Genomic DNA, 21,372 nt, shown 5'->3' on the forward strand with positions numbered 1-21,372 from the left:
CGCACTCTTCACCCCGGAAGTTCAGGAATAGACCGTGTTAAATCATTTTATTGCTCCCCCTTTCTTACGCCGTTGGTTCAATCCCCTGCTGTGGGTACTGGTGCTGATTGGCCTGAATATGCGGCCGTTGCTGACGTCGATTGGCCCGCTGTTGCCGACGCTACGCCAGGCTACCGGGCTGAGTTTTGGCGGCGCGGCCCTGCTGACCACCTTGCCGGTGTTGATGATGGGGCTGATGGCGTTGGCTGGCGGCGCCATCAACCGTCTGTTCAGCGAACGCACCAGCGTTGTCCTGAGTTTGTTGGCCATTGGCCTGGGCGCCGCCTGGCGTGAGCTGGCACCGGGCAGCACGCAGTTGATGTTAAGCGCGGTGCTGGGCGGGCTGGGGATTGGCGTTATCCAGGCGGTGATGCCCGGCATTATCAAGCATCACTTTCTCAAGCAGATGGCGTTGGTGGCCGGGCTATGGTCGGCGGCGCTGATGGGGGGCGGTGGCTTGGGGGCGGCGATCACGCCTTGGCTGACGAGCATCGGTCATGACTGGCATAGCGCGCTGGCCTGGTGGGCAGCACCGGCGCTGGTGGCGCTGATCGCCTGGTGGCCCGTCAGTAGAGGTTTGGCACGTTTGACGCCGTCCGGTACTGCTCGCGGACCAAGCTTATGGCTCAGCCGCCGCGCCTGGCTGCTCGGTGCTTATTTCGGTTTGATTAATGGCGGCTACACCAGCCTGATCGCCTGGCTGCCCCCTTACTATATGCAGCTCGGCTGGCAGCCGCAGGCCAGCGGATCGCTATTGGCGCTGATGACTTTCGGCCAGGTCGTGGGGGCGTTGCTGTTGCCCGCCTTGGCCCGCTCTACGGATCGGCGCCCGCTGTTGCTGCTGGCGCTGGTCATGCAGTTGGCAGGTTTTATCGGGCTTATCTACCAGCCGCAAACGCTGCCTTGGCTGTGGGTACTGCTTTCCGGCCTGGGGTTGGGTGGCGCTTTCCCGCTGTGTCTGGTGCTGGCGCTCGACCATATCCCGCACCCGGCGGCGGCGGGGCGGTTGGTGGCATTTATGCAGGGTATCGGTTTCCTGCTGGCGGGCACGACGCCGTACATTTCCGGCCTGTTGCGTGATTACAGCGGCGGCTTTGTGCTGGATTGGCAGATCCATGCGCTGGTGGTGGTGGTGCTGATCGCCATCACCTGGCGCTTCCATCCGCACAGCTACCGGCGGGCGTTCGCCGAATAATATTTCTGTCATTGCGGCTCCCTATAGTGACGTTGCTTTTACTTCTGGGCGATAACAACAAAAAGGGAACCATGACATGCACATCACCAAAACTCGTCTGGCGCTGTTGGCCGGCTGTATGGCGCTGAGCGGTAACCTGTGGGCCGATGCCCAACCGGTGCCTGCGACGCTGGCCGGGCATGCGCTACTGGCGGTAAAATCCAGCATCGCTGCGCCACAGGATGCCCCCGCTGATTTGCGACAGAGCGGCAAATACACCAGCGGCAAACGTGTGACTGAACTGGGCAGCGTGGCGGGAAAATCTGCCGATCGCATGACCGGTATCGGCCTGCCGATCGCAGGCCAACCCCTACAGGGCCATTCCGGTATCAAGCACATGCACGACGGCACCTACTGGGTACTGACCGATAACGGCTTTGGCAGCAAAGCCAACTCACCGGATGCCATGCTGTACCTCAATCACTACAAAATCGACTTTGACAACGGCACGGTGACGCCGCTGAAAACGGTATTCCTGCACGATCCCGACCAGAAGGTGCCGTTCCATATCGTCAATGAGAGCACCGACAAACGTTACCTGACCGGCAGCGACTTCGACCCAGAAAGCTTCCAGTTCGCCGATAATGCCCTGTGGATCGGCGATGAATTTGGTCCTTACCTGATCAAGGCCGATCTTGCCGGCAAGGTGCTGGCGGTGTTCGACACCAAGGTGGACGGCAAGGTAGTCAAATCGCCGGATAACCCGACGCTGACCCTGCCGGGCGCGCCGGACGGCAAACAGAACTTCCAGGTGGCGCGTTCCAAGGGCTTTGAGGGCATGGCGGCATCACCGGACGGCAGCAAGCTGTACCCATTGCTTGAGGGCGCGCTGTGGGATGGCGAAAAGTTTGAAAACCTTGACGGAAAGCGTTACCTGCGGGTGCTGGAATTCGACGTGAAACAGCAGGCCTGGACCGGTCGCAGCTGGCAGTACGTGTTGGAAGACAACCAGAACGCCATCGGCGATTTCAATATGATCGACGCTACCCATGGCCTGGTGATTGAGCGTGATAACGGCGAAGGCACACCGGACCAAGCCTGTGCGGCGGGGGCGCCAACCGACAACTGCTTCAGCCAGGTGGCGAAGTTCAAGCGGGTATATAAAATCGCCTTTTCTGATGCCAACGTCGGCAAACCGGTGGACAAACTGGCTTATATCGACCTGTTGAACATTCAGGACCCGAACAAGCTGGCGCGCAAACCGCTGAACAACGGCGTGCTGACCTTCCCGTTCTTCACCATTGAAAACGTCGACGTGGTGGATGGCAGCCATATCATCGTTGGCAACGATAATAACTTCCCGTTCTCCTCCAGCCGCCAGCCGAACGTGGCGGATGATAACGAATTTATCCTGCTGGACGTCAAAGATCTGTTGAAGCCGTAATTCTGCCGGCCTCCGGTATTGTTGCCGGAGGCCGCCGCTATTTCCCTCTTAGCGCTAAGGATAAACTGCGCTATAATCAGGCTCTTGCTTCTGACTCCCGAAGGAAGATCCTCGTCCCCGGTGGGGCGGCCGGACTTCAAATCCGGTTGGGGCCGCCAGCGGTCCTGGGCAGGTTCGACTCCTGTGATCTTCCGCCAATTTGACGTCTTCTGAAGTCTCCTCAAATCAATGACCCCTTGCCAGCACTAGAAAAATAGACTGTTTTATCCACGATCTGATGTTCAAACGGCGGGATCTGGTGGCGAACATGAATGACATCATCACCAAGCATTATCCAGGCACGTTGCCGACAAAATAAACGCCATACGCGTAATGAGCTCCAACATGGATCTCTGGCATACTGGGTGCATTACAGCACGGTAAGTCAGATTAAAGCGGAGGCGACATGACAGATAAGCACTTAACCCAATCCCCGGCAGGTGAATTTGTTATGTTTTCCAGCGGTGATGGAAAGGTGCGCGTTGAATGTCGTTTTGAAGGCGATACCCTGTGGCTATCCCAGGCAATGATCTGCGAATTGTACGGCAAAGCTAAAGCGACTATCAGCGAACACATAAAGAATATCTTTGCAGAAGGTGAACTGGTCGAAAATTCAGTTGTTCGGTTTTACCGAACAACTGCCAGCGACGGGAAAAATTATCAAGTTCAATATTTTAGCCTGCCGTTGATACTCGCTGTTGGTTACCGCGTCCGTTCTGTCCGAGGTACCCAATTCCGTCAGTGGGCGACCCAAACGCTTCAGGAATATCTGATCAAAGGTTTCGTGATGGATGACGAGCGGCTTAAAAACCCGCCGGTGGGTGCATCCGCAGTGCCTGATTACTTTGATGAGATGCTGGAGCGCATCCGTGATATCCGCGCCAGCGAACGGCGGGTTTATTTGCGGGTTCGGGAGATCTTTGCCTTAGCCGCCGACTACCAACCGTCGCTCAAAGAGACGACGCTGTTTTTTCAAACTATCCAGAACAAGCTGCATTTTGCTTGTACCGGCAACACCGCTGCCGAACTTATCCATCAGCGTGCCGACGCCAACCAGCCCCATATGGGGTTGAGCAGCTATAAGGGCGAGGAGGTGTGCAAAAGCGATGTGACAGTGGCGAAAAATTACCTCAGTCAGGACGAAGTCAGCGAACTCAACCGCGTGGTCAATATGTGGCTGGATTTTGCCGAAGATCAGGCCCGACGTCGTCAACAGGTGTTCCTGCGTGACTGGCAGGATAAGCTGGATCAGTTTTTGCAGTTTAACGATCGTGACGTTCTACAAGGAGCTGGTTCGGTCAGTAAGAAAATGGCAGATGAAAAAGCGCAGGCTGAATACGTCCAGTATGACGAGCAGCAGCGCCGCTTAAAAGAAGCTGCGGGGGAAAAGGATATCGCCGGCTTACTGCAGTGGAAAACAGACACCAGGAAGCAGCCATAAAGCCCCCAGAGCCCCGCAAACAAAATCATTTGGGGGCATCTGTCAAAATTGAACGAGATAAAACCAAGCAAATTCAATAGCAATAGCTATCTAATGCGGTTCCTGTGATGCCTTAAAACCCTTTCGGAGCAGCCAATGACATTCTGCCGCGATGGCTTTATTCCCACGGTTACCGACTTTCCACTGCCGGATGCGTTCACGTCCGTGCTGACAGCGTTGGTCGCAGGTTTGCCGAGCAATTTCCCTGGGCTGATCCACTGTATTTATCTCTATGGCAGCGTGGCACGGGGGCAAGCGACGCCGGGGGAGTCTGATTTGGATATCACCTTGTTGCTGAGTCGGCGGGCTACTGATGCTGAATTGGCGCTTATTGAGCAATGGCGTGAGGATTTCCAGCAACATCTGACGATAGTCAGCAAGGTGGATTTTGATATTGGCACCCTTGATGAAGCGCTAAACCCCGCCAATCGCTATAGCTGGGGCTATTGGTTGAAACACCATTGCCGCTGTCTTTGGGGAAATGACGTTAGCAACGCATTGCCACTGTTCCGGCCAGATCGTCGTATTGCGCGGGCGATAAACGCCGATCTGCGCACCGTGCTGGAAGATTATGGTGTGAAAATCTCGCGTGCGTCTCGGGTTGCTGAGCTGCAACGACTCAAACGCGAGGTGGCCAGAAAACTGATCAGGGCAACCAATATGCTGCGCGATCCTGATAGCCTGTTTTGGCCGATAGCGCTTGATGATTATGTCGGGCAATTATTAGCGCTGCATCCTGACAAGGCTCCAGAAATAGATTACCTGCTGGCACATGCTATCAATAATGCTAATGACGTTGAGTTTACCGAGCGAATGATGGACTTTCTTTGTTGGCTTGAACATCAATAATAAAGCCGCCCGAAGCGGCGGCTTATAATTTAAGGCTTAAGCGTACTGGGTTAACTTCCAGGTAACCGCCTGGTTATTGTAGGGTGGCATGGTATTGCCTTTCGCGATAGGGGCGGTGGTTGATGGTGTGCCCACCACCTTCCAAACGCCGCTTTCCGGGCATTTTTGCCCTGTTGATGCAGTAGTACCAAGGGGGGATCTGGTCATCATGATCTTTCCTTAATCAGTGCGGCGCTACCCTAGCACCGCTAATAAATATATTTACAGGTTCCCGTAGATATTCAATCCCATAAGTGAAATACAAAACATTAGTTTGATATTAGTGAGTGCGGGAGTTTGTTTTTTAAATTTAAAGATATTCAGTCACTGTTTGTTTCAATATATAAATAATCTATATTCTTTCTTTTGCAGTATTTTATTTATATATGCGTTGGTGAATAATCTTAATGGCTTATTATTATGAAATAACGGCTCTGTTTAGAAAAAAAGCCTAAGATACAATAAATTAAAATATCCTGACTGACTCTCTGATCACGGACGTTACCTTTGGCCGTCGTCGTTATCTATCCTGATGCAGAGAGCCAATTCAAACGGGGCCTGGCATCACCCCGCGAAAGGACAGCTCTCCACCAATTGAGTCAACCCCTCACGTTCTTGCCGGAACGAAACCTTGCCCTGATCCAGCGTGACCACAAAAATGCTGTCAAAGTCGCTGCCCGGCCACTCAGGCACCAAACTGGCGTCGCCGCCGCGTGCGGCAACGATGTTCTTCACGGCCTTATCGAGATTCTTGTGTTCCCAGGCGATGAAGATGCGCGAGTTTTGGTATTTATCGCTGAGCAGCTCCTGCTGCAGCTCGGCGATGTCATCGGCGTGGAATTGAATGCCGATCGGCAGTCCGACGCGTACGGCGGTGGGCATAATGGTCGACAGCGCCCGCAGCGAGCTGCCGGTTTTATTCTCTTTGGGCCCGGCGGCAAAGATAAAATCCGGTTTGCCATAGCGGTCCAGCAGCACGTCCGGCAGCGCCAGCGCGCGATTCAGTCCTTTACAGGTTAATTGCCCGCTGTCGTTGGCGGGTTTCTCCCCGTGCCGCACGAAGATCAGCGTTTCCTGCGCCAGTGCGCTTTGGCTGAACAGCAGCAGCGCAGCTAAACCGCCCAGGATTTTGTTGCCCGTTTTGTTAAACATCCTCAACCCTTATGTAATGGCTTGTTGATTTCTGAGCGCTTTTCATCGCGTTACTCGCTATCATTACTGGCGTGACAACAAGGCATGCCGCACTGATGCGGTGCCTCTGGGATAATTAAATACTGGCCTAAGGAAGGATTTACAATGAAAAACATTTTCTTTTTTGACGCGATGCTGACGCCGAAAATCATCACCGGCGTGTACTGGCTGTGCCTGCTGAGTATCGTGGTTGGCGGGATTGGTGCGATGTTCTACGGCGAATTTTTCCGTGGTCTGTTTGCGATCGTTATCGGCGGCGTGTTCACCCGCGTTTGCTTCGAAATGATCATCATTGCCTTTAAAAATAACGAATATCTGCGCAAAATCGCCGAAAAACCGTAATTCAATTGAAAACGCCGGGCCAGGCCCGGCGTTTTGTTATTCCCCCAGCGTGATCGCCAGCCGTTCCCTCATTAATTCAATAAAATTCTCCGGCACGGTTCTCGCCGTTGGCGCCCGCAGCGCCTGGCTCCATACCGGCTCCGGGAAATGCGAGTCGTCGAGGTAACGCGGGATGATATGCCAGTGCAAATGGGGCAGTGCGGTGCCCAGGCTGGCGATATTGATCTTCGTCGGCGTCAGCAACTGCCGCAGTTGCGCTTCAACCTGTGCTACCACGGTCATGATGCTGTTGCGTTGGTCGTCACGCAAATCACTCAGTTCGGCGATATGCTCATGCCAGACCACCCGGCACCAGCCGGGAAAAGGGCTGTCGGCAATGAAAATGGCCCGGCACAGCGGGTTTTGCCACAGCAGGATTTCATTGGTTGGATGGCAGTAAACGCAGGATTCATTATTCATTTTTATTCTCCCGCTGCGGTTTTGGGCGCAGCGAAGCCCCGCCGCGCATTAGCGCAGCATGGATTCAGTATGAAAGAGAGCGGAACCGCAGCTCCGCTGGAGATTACGCGTTAATAACCGACTGGCGGCGCACCAGGCTGGGAGCGAACAAAAACTCCTCCACCGGCAATTCAGGGTTTTCCAGCCGACCTATCAGCCGATCGACAATTTTCACCGCCATCTCGCGCAGCGGCGGCGCCACTGAGCTGAGCGCCGGGTTAAACAGTTCGGACAGAAACATGTTATCGATGCCGACAACCGAAATATCTTCCGGTACCCGCACGCCGAGCCGCTGGAAGGCGGAAATCATGCCGATGGCCAACATGTCGTTCAGCGCCACAATGCCGTCCGGCCGGGTTTCACTCTGGCAAACCTGCTCGGCCAGCGCCTTGCCTAACTCGGCCATTTCGGCATCGCCGTAGGCGAACTGCGCCTTGCCTTCGATCACCCAGACCGGCAACCCGGCGTTTTCCAGTGCCTGCCGGTAACCGGCAATTTTGTTGGCGCGGCTGCTGGTCATGCCGGATGCGGTAGCGAAGGCGATACGGTGGCAACCCTGGGCAATCAGATGCTGTGCCGCCATGCTGCCGGCGGCGCAATTATCCATCGACACGCTGTCGATCGGCAGCGCCGTCTTGCCAGGGGCGGCCAGGGTGCGCTCGTCGTAGTTAATCATCACCAGGCCGCGTTTCAGGGCATCGCGAAAATGGGGGCGATCGTAAAACGTGGAGGCCACCACCACGCCGCGAATGCCTAATGCCAGCAGATCGTCGAGAAAACGGATCTCTTCTTCCTGTTGGCGATGGGTATCACCCAGCAACACCTGATAGCCATAGTTTTGCTTGGCCGCCAGCTCAATTTCGCGCACCAGCGCAGCGAAGCTGGGGTTGACGATAGACGGCACCAGCAGGCCCAGCATTTTGACCTGCCCGGTTTTAAGCTGCTGCGCGGCGCGGTTTGGCTGGTATTGCAGCGCCGCCATCGCCTGTTCAATACGGGCCAGCGTATCCTTGCGCATCTGATCGACTCGGCCGTTCAGCACGTTGGATACCGTACTGACCGATACCCCGGCATGACGTGCCACATCACGTATATTCGCCATCACATTCCCGTTTTGCATTAACCCATTACCCCGACTTTATCACGCGGCCGAAAGTGAGTCACAGGCCCTTAGGGCGCGAGTTGACCGCCGTTGACGTCGATAATTTGCCCGGTGATATAGCCGCTGCAGTTATGCGATGCCAGAAACAGGTAGCTGGGCGCCACCTCTTCGCTGCGACCAAAGCGGCCCATCGGAATGGAAGCGCGCATTTTACCTAGTACCTCGTCGCTCTTGCCGTGATGGAAAGCGGTGTCGATGCTGCCCGGCGACACGATATTGAAACGGATATTGTCCTGGGTGAACTCCTTCACCCAGTTGCGGTGGATATTGTGCAGCCAGGCTTTGGCGCTGGCATACAGACCGGCACCGATCCCGCCGCCTTCGCGAGCAGCAATGGAGCCGGTGCTAATGACGCTGGCGGTCGTCCCGTTCTCGCGAGCCGAAGCGCGCAGATAAGGGATAGCGAATTTGGTCACCATCAGCGCCGAGCGGCAGTTCAGGTCCATCACCCGATCAAAGAACTCGTCGTCTATCGCTTCCAGCCCGTTGCGGCCGCCCAGCCCACCGGCGTTGTTGATCAATATATCGATGCCGCCAAAGCGGGCGACAAAGGCTTCCACCAATGCCTCACAGCCGGCGGAGCGCGACAGATCGGCCGAGAAGAATGCGCATTCACCGGGGAAAGCGGCGATCTCTGCCGGTGGCTCGCTACGCAGGCCATTAATGCCCACCTTGGCACCGTGTTGGGCGAACAGTGCGGCGGTCGCCAGCCCGATACCGGCGGTGGAACCGGTGATCAATACGCGTTTGTCGGTTAAATCAGAGAACATGGTGTGACTCCTTGCTTGAGAAAATCAGTAGCCCAGCCGCGTCGGCAACCAGGTGGAGAGCGCCGGGAACAGCGCGATAACGATGATGCCGAACAGCACGATCAGCAGGTATTTGGCCATGGGTTTAATCACGTCCTGCATCGGGACGCCGCAGATGGCACAGGTGGTGTACAACCCCAGGCCAATCGGCGGGGAAAACAGGCCGAAACCCATCGCCAGAATCATCACAATGGCGTAGTGCAGCGGGTTGAAGCCGAGCTGGGTGGCGATGGGCACCAGGATCGGGGCAAAGATAATCAGCGCCGGAGCGCCCTCCAGGACTGCGCCGAAGATAATCAGGATGACAATCGACAGCAGCAGGAACAGCCACGGGCCGTAGTCTGCACCGATGGCGACCAGCAGCTGTGCGCACTGCTGTGGGATCATCTCGATGGTCAGAGCGAAGGACAAACTGGTGGCACAGGCGACGATAAACAGCAGCATGCCGGACAGCGCGGCGGTGTCGACAAACAGCTTCAGGGTGGCCTGCAGCGTCAGCTCACCAAAGGCCAGCCGACCGACCACGATGGCGTAGACCACCGCGAAGGCGGAGATCTCCGTAGAGGTGGCTATACCGGCCACCACCCCCTTGCCGATCATCAAAATCATGACCAGACCGACGGCGGCACCGATCAGCAGTTGGCGCGTCGGCATCCGTACCGGATAGGCGTCATCGACGTTGATGCGTTTGCCGAATATCACGGCGGCAATCAGCAGCAATATCAGCAGGCACAGGGCGGGGATCAGCCCGGCGATAAACAGGGCGCCAATCGAAATGTTGGCGATAAAGCCCATGACGATCAGGTTGACGCAGGGGGGAATGGTCTCCGCCATAATGGCCGAAGCGGCGAATACCCCGGCAGACTCTTCGGCAGGTTGGCGAGCCCGGCGTACCGCCGGCATCAGCACGCCGCCGACCGTGGCGACGTCCGCCAGTTTGGAACCGGAAATGCCGGAGAAAAACGCCATCGACAAGATCGTCGTCATGTTCAGGCCGCCACGATAGCGCCCCATGCCGCGCACGATCAGCTCTACCAGCCGTGACGACATGCCGTTGACTTCCATCACCGCGCCCGCCAGCAGAAAGAACGGGATCGCCAGCAGCACGAAATGGTCGACGCCGGCGGTGACCTGTTGGGCAAAGAACACGAACGGCAGTGACGGATCGCTGAGGAAAAACACCATCGCCGACATGCCGAGGGTAAAGGCGATCGGCACGCCGGAGATAATGCCCAGAATAAAGCAGGCCAGCATCAGCGCGGCGGGCAGCGAGCCCAGTCCGGTTGCGGTATGCAAGCTAAGGTAGCCCGCGGCACCCAACAGCGCGACGACGCCGGCGCTGGTTAACACCACTTTCAGCGGTGCCTGGCAGGCATGGTCGAGCGCGCTGACCAACATCACCGCCGCACCGATAAATACCGGCACCACAAAAATCGCCTGCGGCAGGCCGTGCTCGGTGGTTTGCGGCAGCGAAATACCGACCAGGCTGAAGCTGGATACCGTCAGCCCCAATGCCACCAACACCAAAACCCAGCGGCTGGCATGGACTACATATGGCCGGGTGGCTGCCGGTAGCCAGCGTAGAAACAGATCGACGCCGATGTGTCTGCCGCGCCCGGTGGAGGTGGCAACGCCGAAGAACACCAGCGTCACCATCAGCGCACGCGCCACCTCTTCAGCCCATTCGATCGGGCTGTGCAGCGCGTAGCGCCAGACGACCGAAGCGAATACCACCACCACGTTCACCAGCAGCGCCAGTGCGCCGCCCCAGGCGGTAAAGCGGGTCAGGGCGCGGCTCAACTGCGTCAGGATAGCCACTTTTTTCACGCTCATTTCAAGGGTTACAGGAAGGGTCATAGCAAATCCTCCGCCGGGGCGCGTTACGGTTGCGCTGCGGCATGAATGGCGTCCAGCACCGCTTTGGCCTGTGGATACTTGGCGGTAAACGCCGCCTGCAGCGGCAGGGTTTGCTGGCGGAAATAATTGCGGTCGGTTTCGCTGAAAATCACGCCGGCGGCTTTCAGTTTTTCCATGGCCTGAGTTTCTTTTTCCGCCGCAATTTTGCGTTCATAAAGGGTGGCTTCGTTGGCTGCGGCCAGCACCTCGTCACGCAGGTCTTGTGGAATGCGCTGGAACGCCGCCTGGCTGATGGTGGCCACTATCGGGTTATAGATATGACGGGTCAGCGTGGCGTTTTTGGCGATCTCGTAATACTTGCTGGTGTACACCGTGGCGGCATCGTGTTCCACGCCGTCGATCACCCCCATCTGCAGCGCGGAGTAAACCTCACCGCCGGGCATCGGGATCGCCGTAGCGCCCATGCTTTTCAGCGTGGCGATGAAATTGGGAGCCGGCAGCACCCGCACCTTCATCCGATTGAGATCCTGCGGCGACTGCAGCGGTTTTTTACTGTAAATGTTGCGTGCCCCGAGGCTGAAACCGTAGCCCAGCACTTTGATGTTGCTTTGTTTGGCCAGCATGGCGCTCAGCAACTGGCCTGCCTGACCGTCGAGCGCCTGACCCAGCTGTTGGTTGTCGTTAAACAGATAGCCCAGATCGAGCACGCCGATTTCGGGCACCAGCGTGCCCCAGATGGAAGTCCCGGAGATCATCATATCGATCGCGCCGATACGCACCTGCTGCACCGCATCGGCTTCTTTTCCGAGCATGCCGTTAGGGAAATAGTTGAGGGCGATTTTGCCCGGCAGACGTTGCTCCAAATTCTGCTTGAAGCGATTGAACCAGATGGCGTGTGCGGAGTAGCCATCGTCGGGTAACGATGAATAAACCCGCAGGCTGACTTCGGCGGCGTTGGCGCGTAGCGGCAGGGTAAACAGCATAAATAACAACGTGATAAACAGGCGCGGCGTTAAGCGACATGTCATTGATTTCATGAGCCTGGCTCCCGATCGCAGACAGCCTGCGATGCTGGTGGTGAAGATGACTCCCCTGCTGGGCAATGCGGTAGGGACAGGGGGAACGGTGGCGATACTTTGTGTCTGTTCTTTAACTGTAACGTTTTAGTGTATCGTTACAGAAAACCTACAAACATTCGGTTGGCAGATCAATTTTTATCCGTGAAAAAGGCCGGGAAATGCACGTTATGTGAGCAGGCTCTAAAAATAGGCCGCTTGAGATTCGCGATCGGCGGGCTGCCGCTGCGGGCATTTAGCTTCTATAATCGCTGCTGGATAACCGTGAATTCAGGAGTGAGCATGCCTTCCAGGGCGATAATTAAATGGACCAAACGGCTGACGATAGTAGGCGTCACCGTCTTGCTCACGCTGTTTGCGGTGCGGGTTTACGATACTCAGCGCGGCCCTGCGTTGGAGCCGTGGCATACTTTTGTGCCGCACGAGCTGTCGGCTGCCGAGCTGGATAAAACCAACTGGCAGGGCTATCTGGCCGCAGAGAGCCGGGTATTTGACGAGGTGAAAGTTAACGTCACCGACAAACTCTCCGCCAGCGAACGTATTCCGCTCAACCGCTATTTTGACGGCAGCCCGGTCTACCCGGAACATTTTGCCCGCGACTGGAACCGCTCCTACGAATTGCTGCCGCAGGGCGAGCCGCGCGGGGCGGTGGTGCTGTTGCACGGCCTGACAGATTCGCCTTATAGCCTGCGGCATATCGCCGAGAACTACCGGCAGCAAGGGTATGTGGCGGTAGGTATTCGCCTGCCGGCGCACGGTACGGTGCCGGGGGCACTGACCGATATTGAATGGCATGACTGGCTGGCGGCAACGCGATTAGCCGTGCGCGAAGCGCGCAGTAAAGCCGGGGGCGACAAGCCGCTGCATATCGTGGGGTTTTCCAACGGCGGTGCGTTGGCGATGAAGTATGCGCTGGATGCGCTGGACGATCCGCAGTTGGCGGCGCCGCAACGGTTGGTGCTGATCTCGCCGATGATAGGCGTGACCAGTTTTGCCCGTTTCGCCGGCATCGCGGGCTGGCCGGCGGTGTTCCCGGCATTTGCCAAAGCGGCCTGGCTTGGCGTTCTGCCGGAATTTAACCCTTTTAAATACAATTCGTTCCCGGTGAACGGCGCGCGTCAGTCCTATTTGCTCAGCAACGGTCTGCAACAGCAAATCGCCCGCGCAGCGCGTGACGGCAAGCTGGAAAAGTTGGCACCGGTGCTGACCTTCCAGTCGGTGATGGATTCGACCGTCAGTACCCGGGCGGTGATCCGCGCCTTATATAACGAATTGCCGGCTAACGGCAGCGAACTGGTGCTGTTCGACGTCAATCGGACGATAAACTTTGGGCCGTTGCTGCGGCCAAACGCGGCTGCGGCGGTCAGCCAACTGCTGCCTGCGCCGCCGCGTCGTTACCAGACGACGGTGATCGGCAACGCCTCCCCGGAAAGCAGCGAGGCGATCGCCAGCGTGACGCAGGCCGGCGAAACGACGGAAAGCGTGCAGCCGCTGGGCATGATCTATCCGGCGGATATCTATTCGCTGTCGCACGTGGCGCTGCCATTCCCGGTGAGTGATTCGCTTTATGGCCGCTTCCCGGCTCAGCGCGGCGAATTCGGCATCAGCCTGGGCACGCTGGCAGCACGCGGCGAACGTTCAGTGCTGGTGGTTGATCTTGATTCGCTGATGCGTATCGCCTCCAACCCGTTTTTCCCCTACCTGCTGCAGCGTATCGATAACAAGCTTTAGGCGAACCCCAGGATGCTGAACGCATCGTCTTGCGGGCAGTAGCCGAGCAGGCGGGTGGTTTCTTCCAGCGACAGGCGCTTATAGCGGTTGTTGGAAACCCCGTGTACCACCGCGTGGTGCACGCCTTCGATGCGCAGGCAGCGTTCAAGCAGATCGGCGGCGTCGCGGTGGCTGAGAAAAGCGCTCATATCACGGGCGCTGAGCTGCTCGCCGGGCTCTAGCGTGTTGAAATTGGCGATGCGTACCGACAGCGAAGACAGCCCCTCCTGATGGGCAAAATAGGCAGCGATGCCCTCGCCAAACGCTTTGCTGACCCCGTACAGATTTTTCGGCTTGGGCGCGTCCTGCGGCCGAATTTGGTAATCCAACGGATAGCCCTCCACCGCCTGCGCGCTGCTGGCGAACACCACGCGTTTGCAACCGGCGTCTTTCGCCGCGCGAAAGATATTGAAGGTGCCGAGGATATTGTTATCCATCAAGGAATTGCAAAAGTCGGCATCGGGGGAAGGATCGGCCGCCAGGTGCAGTACGGTATCGATATTGGCGCAGGCCGCCCGGCAGGCCTCGATATCGGCGATATCAAAGCTGATGATCTCGTCGTCCGGCTGCAGGTTGTGCAACAGGCTGACGTCCCTTTCCGCCAGCCGCAGCTGATAGCGATTGCCGACGGATTGGCGGAATGCGGTGGCGACCCGGCCGCCCGCACCGGTAATCAGAATTCGTCCAAATTCAGTACGCAAAGTCATGATCTCAGCAGTCCCTAAAGTCAAATACGCGGTGATCAGTAATAATCCCCTGCGTGACTTTTGTCCAGCATCAATTAGCTTGGCTGATGTTTTATGTCACCAATGGGCATTTTTTTTCGATGATATCGGCCAGGAAAGTCATCACCGCGCGTACGGCAACGGACCGCGCCAGATCGGGGTAGGTGACCAGCCACAGTTCGCGCGTCGGCGCGGCGATGGCGGTGGGCAATACCACCAATTCCGGGTCGTTATCGGCGACAAACGTCGGCAATACTACGGCCCCCAGTCCCGAATGCGCGGCTTCTTGCAACGAGAACAGGTCGCTGGCCTCAAAAACCACCGGGCGGCCCTGCAACAGCTGCTGCAACCACTGCTGGTGGGGCTGGTGTTGGTAGTGGTGATCGTAGGCGATAAAGGCCCGTGCGGCTTCCGGCAGGGCTGCGTGCTGAGGTGTGGCGTACAGTGCGTAGCGCATCATGCCGATGCGCTGAACCAGCAGATCCGGTTGCTGCGGGCGCACCATGCGCACCGCCACTTCAGCATCGCCCCGATCCAATTCGGCGATGGCCGATTCGCCGGATAATATCAACGTAATATGCGGAAAAGCCTGATGAAACTGCGCAATTTGCGGTGCAATAATCCGTGCGGCAACCGACGGTGGCGCACTGATGCGCACCTGGGTTTGCGGTGTCTCGCCGGCGCTGCGCGCATGGCGGGTAATGGCATGGCTTTGATTTTCAATCTCGGCAGCCAGCCCGGCAATCATTTTGCCATCCTGTGTCAGCGGCGTGCTGCGCGGCAAACGCAGGATCAGCCGCAGGCCAAGCGCTTTCTCCAGCGCTGCGACCCGACGGCCCACGGTAGCATGGTCGCAGCCCATTTCTCGCGCGGCTGCCGACAATGAACCGGTGCGCGCCAGCACCACAAAGTGTTTTAAATCCTGCCAATCGAACATCAGTGAATTCCTGCACAGTATTGCCGCGAATTTAAGGAATATTCACACAGAGCGAGCTGTGATTCAATGCGATTATCTTTGCAACCAGATTGAATTATTCAATAAGGTAATCTTATGAATTTGCAACTGCAGGATCGCGTCGCGCTGGTGACCGGTGCCAGTGAAGGGATTGGTGCGGGTATGGTTCGGGTATTGGCGGCGCAGGGCGTTACCGTGGTGGCTACCGCCCGTCGTGAAGACCGCCTGCTGGCCCTGGCAGATGAGATCGAGAAAAATGGGGGTGTGCGTCCCTGCGTGATGGCGGCGGATATCACTGATGCGAGAGCGCTCGACAGTATGCTTGCGCAGGTGGTGCAACGCTTTGGCACCATAGACATTGTGATTAATGCCGTCGGCGGTGCCCGTCCGACCGCATTGAACGAAGGGGACGCGGGCTGGGAAGAAGCCTTTGCCCTGAACTTTACGCCGGCGCGTCGGGTGACCCATGCATTGCTGCCCGGCATGCAGGCGCAGGGATGGGGGCGGATTATCAACATCAGTGGGTCGATGGAGCCACGCAGTTTGAACGCCGCCACTGCCGCTAAAGGCGCATTGCATCTGTGGGCCAAGGGGTTGGCGGGTGAGGTGGCGGCGCAGGGCATTACCGTCAATACGCTGCAGCCCGGGCGGATTAATAGCGAACAGGTGCGTGAAAAGCTGCACCCGACCGACGCTGCGCGCCTGGCATTTATCGAACAGAACATCCCGATCGGCTATTTTGGCGAGCCGGAAGACATGGCTTATCTGGCCGCGTTTCTTTGTTCCCCGCTCGCGCGGTATATCACCGGTGCGGTGATCCCGGTAGACGGCGGCATGCACTATTTCGCTCACTGACGCCGTTTTGTACGGCGGATCACAGTTCGGTAATTTGCCGACGCAAGCTCTTGCCTCGACAAAAAGCCGGGTGTTAACGTCATAGCTCAGCCGATTTAGGGTTGTCACTGCTCCGGCAGGCAAAACCTAAACCTCGTGCTTCTGTCCCCTTTTGGGGCCCAGAGGCCATGAGGTTTAGGTTTTTTTTTGCGCTGAATTCTGTGGCGGCGATTGGCCACCGCTGAATGGGATTTGGCAGAACGCAGGATTGAAGGATATCGCGATGAAATATGAAGCATTAGCCAGTGAGATTTTGGCCGGCGTCGGTGGCCGCGACAACGTAAAAAGCCTGGTGCACTGCGCCACTCGCCTGCGCTTCAAGCTGCGCGATAGCCGCCGTGCCGACGCCGCCGCCCTGAAAAAAAATCCAGGTGTGATCATGGTGGTGGAAAGCGGCGGGCAGTTTCAGGTGGTGGTAGGCAACCATGTGGCCGACGTCTACAACGCGGTCAATCAGGTGGGCGGCCTGAGCGAGCGTGAGGCGCTGGCGGAAGATGGCGACAAAAAAGACAACCTGTTCAGCCGCTTTATCGACGTGGTCTCCGGCATTTTTACTCCGCTGCTGGGGGTGATGGCCGCTTCGGGGATCCTGAAAGGCTTCCTGGCATTGAGCCTGGCCTGTGGCTGGCTGCTGGAGAGCAGCGGCACCTTTAAAATGCTGTTTGCTGCCAGTGATGCGCTGTTTTACTTTTTGCCCATCATGCTCGGTTACACCGCTGGGAAAAAGTTTGGCGGTAACCCCTTCATTAGCATGGCGATCGGCGGTGCTTTGACCCACCCCCTGATGATGGCGGCGTTTGAAGCCGCCCAGCAGCCCGATGCAGTGCGGGAATATTTCTTCGGTATCCCGCTGACCTTTATCAACTACAGCTCGTCGGTCATCCCAATCATTTTTGCCGCCTGGATCTCGTGCCGCCTGGAGCCGCTGTTTAACCGGGTGATCCACAGCGCGGTCCGCAACTTTATTACGCCACTGCTGTGCCTGGTGATCACCGTCCCGCTGACCTTCCTGCTGATCGGCCCGGCGGCCACCTGGCTCAGCCATCTGCTGGCCAACGGCTATCAGAGTATCTACGCCTTTAACCCGATTATTGCCGGTGCCTTTATGGGCGCGATGTGGCAGGTGTGCGTGATCTTCGGCCTGCACTGGGGACTGGTTCCCTTGATGATCAATAACCTGAGCGTGCTTGGCCGCGACACCATGGTGCCACTGCTGCTGCCGGCCGTGATGGGGCAGGTGGGGGCCACGCTGGGCGTGATGTTACGTACCCGCGACGCCAAACTCCGGGCGCTGGCGGGATCTGCTATCGGCGCAGGGATTTTTGGTATCACCGAGCCCGCCGTTTATGGCGTGACCCTGCCGAACAAGCGGCCGTTTATTTTCGGTTGTATCGGTGGTGCGCTGGGCGGAGCGGTGATCGGCTATTTCCACACGGCCACGTATTCCTTTGGGCTGGTGAACGTTTTCACCTTTGCGCAGATTATTCCCGCCGGTGGCTTTGACGCCACGGTGTGGGGCGCGATTGCCGGTACCTTGCTGTCGTTCTGCTTTGCGGCAGTGGCCAGCTATCTGTTCGGCGTGGTCCCCGTTGAAGTGGTCGCCGAGCAGGCGCCTGCCGCCCCGCTTAACCGCAAGCAGTCCGTCGTCAGCCCCATTGCCGGTGACGTGTTGCCGCTGGAGCAGGTAAACGACGCGACTTTCGCCAGCGGTTTATTGGGCAAAGGGGTAGCGATCGTCCCACTGCAGGGCCGGGTGGTGTCACCGGTCGCCGGGCACGTGGCCTCATTGTTTAAAACCCGTCACGCCATCGGCATTGAATCGGACGACGGCGCGGAGATTTTAATTCACGTCGGCATAGATACCGTCAAGCTCGACGGGCTGCATTTCAGCGCCCATGTGCGAGAGGGGGATCGGGTTATGCCAGGCGATCTGCTGATTGAGTTTGACCAGGCGGCGATCCGCGCCGCTGGCTTTGACACCACTACGCCGATCATCATCAGCAACAGCGATGACTACGTCGAGGTGTTGGCCAGTGGCGAGAGCAGGGTGCGGGAGCAGGCACCGCTGCTGACTTTATTACGTTAATCGAGGAGAAAACCATGAGCAGCAAATTTCCAGACCATTTTCTGTGGGGCGGTGCGGTAGCGGCCAATCAGGTGGAAGGGGCGTATCAGACCGACGGCAAAGGGCTGTCGACCTCTGATTTGCAGCCGCAGGGCATTTTCGGCGCGATTGTCCCACGGGTTGACGGCGACAGCGGCATCAAGGACGTGGCGATCGACTTTTACCATCGCTACCCGCAGGATATCGCGTTGTTCGCGGAGATGGGCTTCAAATGTCTGCGCACCTCCATCGCCTGGACGCGGATTTTCCCGCAGGGCGACGAGGACACGCCGAACGAGGCGGGTTTGGCGTTCTATGACCGGTTGTTCGACGAAATGGCGAAGTACGGCATTCAACCGCTGATCACGCTGTCGCACTACGAGATGCCGTACGGGCTGGTGAAACGCTACGGCGGCTGGGGCAGCCGCAAGACCATCGGCTTTTTTGAACGCTACGCCCGCACGGTGTTCGAGCGCTACAAGCACAAGGTGAAGCACTGGCTGACTTTTAACGAGATCAATATGTCGCTGCATGCGCCCTTTACCGGCGTTGGCCTGGCAGAGGACAGCAGCAAGAGCGAGATTTACCAGGCCATTCATCATCAACTGGTGGCCAGCGCCAGGGCGGTAAAAGCCTGCCACGAAATCGTGCCGGACGGCAAAATCGGCAATATGCTGCTGGGCGGTATTGTCTATCCGCTGAGCTGCCGACCGGAGGACGTGCTGGAGACCCAGCGCCAGAACCGCGACTGGCTGTTCTTTGGTGACGTGCAGGCCCGCGGTGACTATCCGGCCTATATGCAACGCTACTTCCGCGAAAACGGCATCCAGATTGAGATCACCGCCGAAGACCGGCTGGCGCTGCGCGAGACCATCGATTTTATCTCCTTCAGCTATTACATGAGCGGCTGCGTCACCACCGACGAACAGCAAAACAACGCCGCCCGCGCCAACATTCTCAATATGGTGCCTAACCCGCATTTGGCCAGTTCGGAGTGGGGCTGGCAGATCGACCCCGTTGGCCTGCGTTATCTGCTGAACGTCTTGTACGATCGCTATCAGAAGCCGTTGTTTATCGTGGAGAACGGGTTGGGGGCCAAGGACCGTATCGAAGCCGACGGCAGTATCAACGACGACTACCGTATCGATTATCTCAACGATCATCTGGTGCAGGTGGCGGAAGCGATCGACGACGGCGTAGAAGTGATGGGCTACACCAGCTGGGGGCCGATCGATCTGGTCAGCGCTTCTAAAGCCGAAATGTCCAAACGCTACGGCTTTATTTATGTCGACCGCGACGATGCCGGTAACGGGAGCCTGGAGCGCCATCGTAAAAAGAGTTTTTACTGGTATCGCGATGTGATCAAAAGCAACGGTAACTCACTGAAAGAAAAAGCCTAAGTTTTACCCATTCACCCGGTGGCAATCACCGGGTCATGACCTTTATCTACTGCTGCCAATGTTTGGGGAATTCTCGCCCAGGGAATGCTGTTGCCCGCAGTCAGCGTAATATGCGGAGAAATATAATAATGAAATACCCATTACCTCACTCAATAACCTTCGCAGGATTATTGTGGGTCAGCGTTGGCGCACAGGCCGAAGCTTTGCAAACCGCCAAAGACGTGGAGGCGCCAACGCCCCAATGGCAAGGCGTGGCGCTCGGGTTCGAACCGCCACAACCCGGGTTGTTGGGCGATATGCTGGGGATCAGACCGATCCTCGAAGATCATGGCTTCCACTATAATCTGGGTTATCTCAGCCAGCTTTCCTATAACGCCGGCGGTGGATATAACCACGACCGGCAGGCGTCCTATATCGATCAGTTCTCGCTGACCTTCAGCCAGGACCTGCAGGCGTTGACCGGCATTCCGGATGCGGCGCTTGAAGGCAATATCGTTAACCGCAACCATGATAACAACCTGACGCGCGACCGCCTGCAGGATCCGCGCGTCAACCCGACCGACCTGTCCCAGGAAAGCTACGGCGGCCAGTCGATCACCCGGCTGGGCTGGCTGACCTTTAGCCGCAGTTTTCTTGAGCGTCGGCTGCAATGGCGCATCGGCATGATGAACAAGGTACAGGATTTCGATCAGATCATTCCTTGCGATTTCCAGACGCTGACGCTGTGCGGCGGCAAGTCCGCCAACTCATTGACCTGGTATAACTGGAACGTCCACTACTGGGGCACCACGCTGCAATACAAACTGACGGACGGGTTGACCTTCAAAACCGGCCTGATGGAGCAGAACCCAAGCGCCCCAAGCCGCAGCCATGCCTGGAGCTGGTCGACCAAAGGCAGTAAAGGCCTGTTGCTGCCGATGGAACTGGAGCTGAAAACCCATGCGTTCAATCAGTTGCCGGGGGTTTATAACCTGGGAGTGTTGTTCACCAATGCCCGGCAACCAGATTTGTATGAGGGGGTCTCCGGCGGCCCGGGAGCGAGCGATCCGAACGGCTATCGCAGCCATGACCGCACCTGGTTCCTGTACAGCGGTTTTAACCAACAGCTAACGCGTCATCCGGATGATGCCAACCGGGGTCTGAGCCTGTTCTACAGCCTGGGATTGGCGGATCCGCGTTCCAACTATATGCATTACTCCACCTCAACCGGTATCCGCTACCGTGGTTTGTTTGATGCGCGGCCGGACGATTGGCTGGGCCTGGGCGTTTCCATGGTCAAGTTGAGCGACCATTACCGGGATAATCAGCGTTACCTGAATCAACTCAACAACGCCACCGCGTATAGCGATGCCAATTTCCGCCCGGTACCAGGGCATTCCGTGACGGCAGAACTCTACTATCGCTTTAACGTCACCCCCTGGCTGCAGCTGCAGCCGGGCCTACAATACTGGCATCATCCGGGAGGCGTAAGTGAAACGCAGGATGCCTGGGTGACGGCGTTGAAAACCGTAGTGACCTTCTGAGG

At 57.4% G+C, this 21,372-nt stretch carries 19 protein-coding genes and 1 tRNA gene; 11 read left to right on the plus strand and 9 right to left on the minus strand.

Annotation, left to right across the window (positions count from 1 at the left end; genetic code table 11):
* The first annotated feature begins 118 nt into the window (after window positions 1-118).
* From LQ945_RS13735 to LQ945_RS13755, 5 genes are all read left to right on the plus strand, one after another.
* Window positions 119-1,234 carry a cyanate transporter gene (locus LQ945_RS13735; protein ID WP_420136190.1) on the plus strand — a complete coding sequence of 372 codons (1,116 nt, stop codon included), beginning with the start codon at window positions 119-121 and terminating at the stop codon, window positions 1,232-1,234.
* Between the two features lie 76 nt (window positions 1,235-1,310).
* The gene (locus tag LQ945_RS13740) at window positions 1,311-2,657 is read left to right on the plus strand and encodes an esterase-like activity of phytase family protein (RefSeq protein WP_270100983.1); all 1,347 of its coding nucleotides are present in this window, start codon (window positions 1,311-1,313) and stop codon (window positions 2,655-2,657) included.
* 102 nt (window positions 2,658-2,759) lie between these two features.
* Window positions 2,760-2,854, plus strand: a tRNA-Sec gene (locus LQ945_RS13745).
* 248 nt (window positions 2,855-3,102) lie between these two features.
* Window positions 3,103-4,137: a virulence RhuM family protein gene (locus LQ945_RS13750; protein ID WP_270100984.1), complete on the plus strand. Its 1,035-nt coding sequence runs from the start codon at window positions 3,103-3,105 to the stop codon at window positions 4,135-4,137.
* A 135-nt stretch (window positions 4,138-4,272) separates the two neighbouring features.
* Window positions 4,273-5,025, plus strand: coding sequence for a nucleotidyltransferase domain-containing protein (locus tag LQ945_RS13755; protein WP_269935256.1), 753 nt, complete (start codon window positions 4,273-4,275; stop codon window positions 5,023-5,025).
* A gap of 36 nt (window positions 5,026-5,061) precedes the next feature.
* Here the strand turns inward: LQ945_RS13755 and LQ945_RS13760 are convergent, their stop codons facing one another.
* Together LQ945_RS13760 and LQ945_RS13765 are read right to left on the minus strand one after the other, a co-directional pair.
* Complete coding sequence (locus tag LQ945_RS13760; protein WP_269935257.1) at window positions 5,062-5,235, minus strand: hypothetical protein; 174 nt, start codon at window positions 5,233-5,235, stop codon at window positions 5,062-5,064.
* Between the two features lie 393 nt (window positions 5,236-5,628).
* Entirely contained in the window at window positions 5,629-6,216 is a 588-nt protein-coding gene (locus LQ945_RS13765; RefSeq protein ID WP_269935258.1) for a histidine phosphatase family protein, read from the minus strand.
* Between the two features lie 144 nt (window positions 6,217-6,360).
* Here LQ945_RS13765 and LQ945_RS13770 point away from each other — a divergent pair, with 144 nt between their 5' ends.
* Window positions 6,361-6,597: a DUF4282 domain-containing protein gene (locus LQ945_RS13770; protein WP_044554358.1), complete on the plus strand. Its 237-nt coding sequence runs from the start codon at window positions 6,361-6,363 to the stop codon at window positions 6,595-6,597.
* Window positions 6,598-6,633: 36 nt separating this feature from the next.
* On the opposite strand, the gene LQ945_RS13775 is transcribed toward LQ945_RS13770, so the two are convergent.
* From LQ945_RS13775 to LQ945_RS13795, 5 genes are all read right to left on the minus strand, one after another.
* Window positions 6,634-7,056 (minus strand): HIT family protein, encoded by a 423-nt coding sequence (locus LQ945_RS13775; RefSeq protein WP_269935259.1) that lies wholly within the window; start codon window positions 7,054-7,056, stop codon window positions 6,634-6,636.
* Between the two features lie 103 nt (window positions 7,057-7,159).
* Window positions 7,160-8,197: a LacI family DNA-binding transcriptional regulator gene (locus LQ945_RS13780; protein WP_269935260.1), complete on the minus strand. Its 1,038-nt coding sequence runs from the start codon at window positions 8,195-8,197 to the stop codon at window positions 7,160-7,162.
* Between the two features lie 68 nt (window positions 8,198-8,265).
* On the minus strand, window positions 8,266-9,027 hold the full coding sequence (locus tag LQ945_RS13785) for an SDR family NAD(P)-dependent oxidoreductase (RefSeq protein WP_270100985.1): 762 nt from the start codon (window positions 9,025-9,027) through the stop codon (window positions 8,266-8,268).
* 24 nt (window positions 9,028-9,051) lie between these two features.
* Window positions 9,052-10,923, minus strand: coding sequence for a TRAP transporter large permease subunit (locus LQ945_RS13790; protein ID WP_270100986.1), 1,872 nt, complete (start codon window positions 10,921-10,923; stop codon window positions 9,052-9,054).
* A gap of 23 nt (window positions 10,924-10,946) precedes the next feature.
* Window positions 10,947-11,960, minus strand: coding sequence for a TRAP transporter substrate-binding protein (locus LQ945_RS13795; protein ID WP_270100987.1), 1,014 nt, complete (start codon window positions 11,958-11,960; stop codon window positions 10,947-10,949).
* Window positions 11,961-12,281: 321 nt separating this feature from the next.
* Here LQ945_RS13795 and LQ945_RS13800 point away from each other — a divergent pair, with 321 nt between their 5' ends.
* Window positions 12,282-13,730 (plus strand): alpha/beta hydrolase, encoded by a 1,449-nt coding sequence (locus tag LQ945_RS13800; RefSeq protein ID WP_044554364.1) that lies wholly within the window; start codon window positions 12,282-12,284, stop codon window positions 13,728-13,730.
* Here the strand turns inward: LQ945_RS13800 and LQ945_RS13805 are convergent.
* Window positions 13,727-14,476, minus strand: a complete 750-nt coding sequence (locus LQ945_RS13805) for an NAD-dependent epimerase/dehydratase family protein (protein ID WP_182822634.1) — start codon at window positions 14,474-14,476, stop codon at window positions 13,727-13,729. The two genes, LQ945_RS13800 and LQ945_RS13805, sit on opposite strands and share 4 nt — an antisense overlap.
* A 91-nt stretch (window positions 14,477-14,567) precedes the next feature.
* On the minus strand, window positions 14,568-15,431 hold the full coding sequence (locus tag LQ945_RS13810) for a LysR family transcriptional regulator (RefSeq protein WP_270100988.1): 864 nt from the start codon (window positions 15,429-15,431) through the stop codon (window positions 14,568-14,570).
* Window positions 15,432-15,545: 114 nt separating this feature from the next.
* On the opposite strand from LQ945_RS13810, the gene LQ945_RS13815 reads away from it, so the two are divergent.
* The 4 genes from LQ945_RS13815 to LQ945_RS13830 all read left to right on the plus strand — a co-directional run bounded on the left by LQ945_RS13815 (window position 15,546) and on the right by LQ945_RS13830 (window position 21,370).
* The gene (locus LQ945_RS13815) at window positions 15,546-16,304 is read left to right on the plus strand and encodes an SDR family NAD(P)-dependent oxidoreductase (RefSeq protein ID WP_269935265.1); all 759 of its coding nucleotides are present in this window, start codon (window positions 15,546-15,548) and stop codon (window positions 16,302-16,304) included.
* A gap of 262 nt (window positions 16,305-16,566) precedes the next feature.
* Window positions 16,567-18,429, plus strand: coding sequence for a PTS beta-glucoside transporter subunit IIABC (gene bglF / locus LQ945_RS13820; protein WP_270100989.1), 1,863 nt, complete (start codon window positions 16,567-16,569; stop codon window positions 18,427-18,429).
* Window positions 18,430-18,443: 14 nt separating this feature from the next.
* Window positions 18,444-19,847 carry a glycoside hydrolase family 1 protein gene (locus LQ945_RS13825; RefSeq protein WP_020824716.1) on the plus strand — a complete coding sequence of 468 codons (1,404 nt, stop codon included), beginning with the start codon at window positions 18,444-18,446 and terminating at the stop codon, window positions 19,845-19,847.
* 128 nt (window positions 19,848-19,975) lie between these two features.
* Window positions 19,976-21,370, plus strand: coding sequence for a carbohydrate porin (locus LQ945_RS13830; RefSeq protein ID WP_269935268.1), 1,395 nt, complete (start codon window positions 19,976-19,978; stop codon window positions 21,368-21,370).
* Window positions 21,371-21,372 lie beyond the last annotated feature (2 nt).

It is taken from the genome of Serratia liquefaciens (genome assembly GCF_027594825.1).
GTDB classification, from domain to species: Bacteria; Pseudomonadota; Gammaproteobacteria; order Enterobacterales; family Enterobacteriaceae; genus Serratia; species Serratia liquefaciens_A.

What these genes read in the sequence shown, in the direction of transcription:
- LQ945_RS13795 (WP_270100987.1), bottom strand. Translation starts at nt 11,960, where the DNA reads ATGAAATCAATGACATGTCGCTTAACGCCGCGCCTGTTTATCACGTTG.
- LQ945_RS13770 (WP_044554358.1), top strand. Translation starts at nt 6,361, where the DNA reads ATGAAAAACATTTTCTTTTTTGACGCGATGCTGACGCCGAAAATCATC.
- LQ945_RS13760 (WP_269935257.1), bottom strand. Translation starts at nt 5,235, where the DNA reads ATGATGACCAGATCCCCCCTTGGTACTACTGCATCAACAGGGCAAAAA.
- LQ945_RS13750 (WP_270100984.1), top strand. Translation starts at nt 3,103, where the DNA reads ATGACAGATAAGCACTTAACCCAATCCCCGGCAGGTGAATTTGTTATG.
- LQ945_RS13740 (WP_270100983.1), top strand. Translation starts at nt 1,311, where the DNA reads ATGCACATCACCAAAACTCGTCTGGCGCTGTTGGCCGGCTGTATGGCG.
- LQ945_RS13785 (WP_270100985.1), bottom strand. Translation starts at nt 9,027, where the DNA reads ATGTTCTCTGATTTAACCGACAAACGCGTATTGATCACCGGTTCCACC.
- LQ945_RS13815 (WP_269935265.1), top strand. Translation starts at nt 15,546, where the DNA reads ATGAATTTGCAACTGCAGGATCGCGTCGCGCTGGTGACCGGTGCCAGT.
- LQ945_RS13810 (WP_270100988.1), bottom strand. Translation starts at nt 15,431, where the DNA reads ATGTTCGATTGGCAGGATTTAAAACACTTTGTGGTGCTGGCGCGCACC.
- LQ945_RS13830 (WP_269935268.1), top strand. Translation starts at nt 19,976, where the DNA reads ATGAAATACCCATTACCTCACTCAATAACCTTCGCAGGATTATTGTGG.
- LQ945_RS13765 (WP_269935258.1), bottom strand. Translation starts at nt 6,216, where the DNA reads ATGTTTAACAAAACGGGCAACAAAATCCTGGGCGGTTTAGCTGCGCTG.
- LQ945_RS13775 (WP_269935259.1), bottom strand. Translation starts at nt 7,056, where the DNA reads ATGAATAATGAATCCTGCGTTTACTGCCATCCAACCAATGAAATCCTG.
- LQ945_RS13735 (WP_420136190.1), top strand. Translation starts at nt 119, where the DNA reads ATGCGGCCGTTGCTGACGTCGATTGGCCCGCTGTTGCCGACGCTACGC.
- LQ945_RS13755 (WP_269935256.1), top strand. Translation starts at nt 4,273, where the DNA reads ATGACATTCTGCCGCGATGGCTTTATTCCCACGGTTACCGACTTTCCA.
- bglF (WP_270100989.1), top strand. Translation starts at nt 16,567, where the DNA reads ATGAAATATGAAGCATTAGCCAGTGAGATTTTGGCCGGCGTCGGTGGC.
- LQ945_RS13805 (WP_182822634.1), bottom strand. Translation starts at nt 14,476, where the DNA reads ATGACTTTGCGTACTGAATTTGGACGAATTCTGATTACCGGTGCGGGC.
- LQ945_RS13825 (WP_020824716.1), top strand. Translation starts at nt 18,444, where the DNA reads ATGAGCAGCAAATTTCCAGACCATTTTCTGTGGGGCGGTGCGGTAGCG.
- LQ945_RS13780 (WP_269935260.1), bottom strand. Translation starts at nt 8,197, where the DNA reads ATGGCGAATATACGTGATGTGGCACGTCATGCCGGGGTATCGGTCAGT.
- LQ945_RS13800 (WP_044554364.1), top strand. Translation starts at nt 12,282, where the DNA reads ATGCCTTCCAGGGCGATAATTAAATGGACCAAACGGCTGACGATAGTA.
- LQ945_RS13790 (WP_270100986.1), bottom strand. Translation starts at nt 10,923, where the DNA reads ATGACCCTTCCTGTAACCCTTGAAATGAGCGTGAAAAAAGTGGCTATC.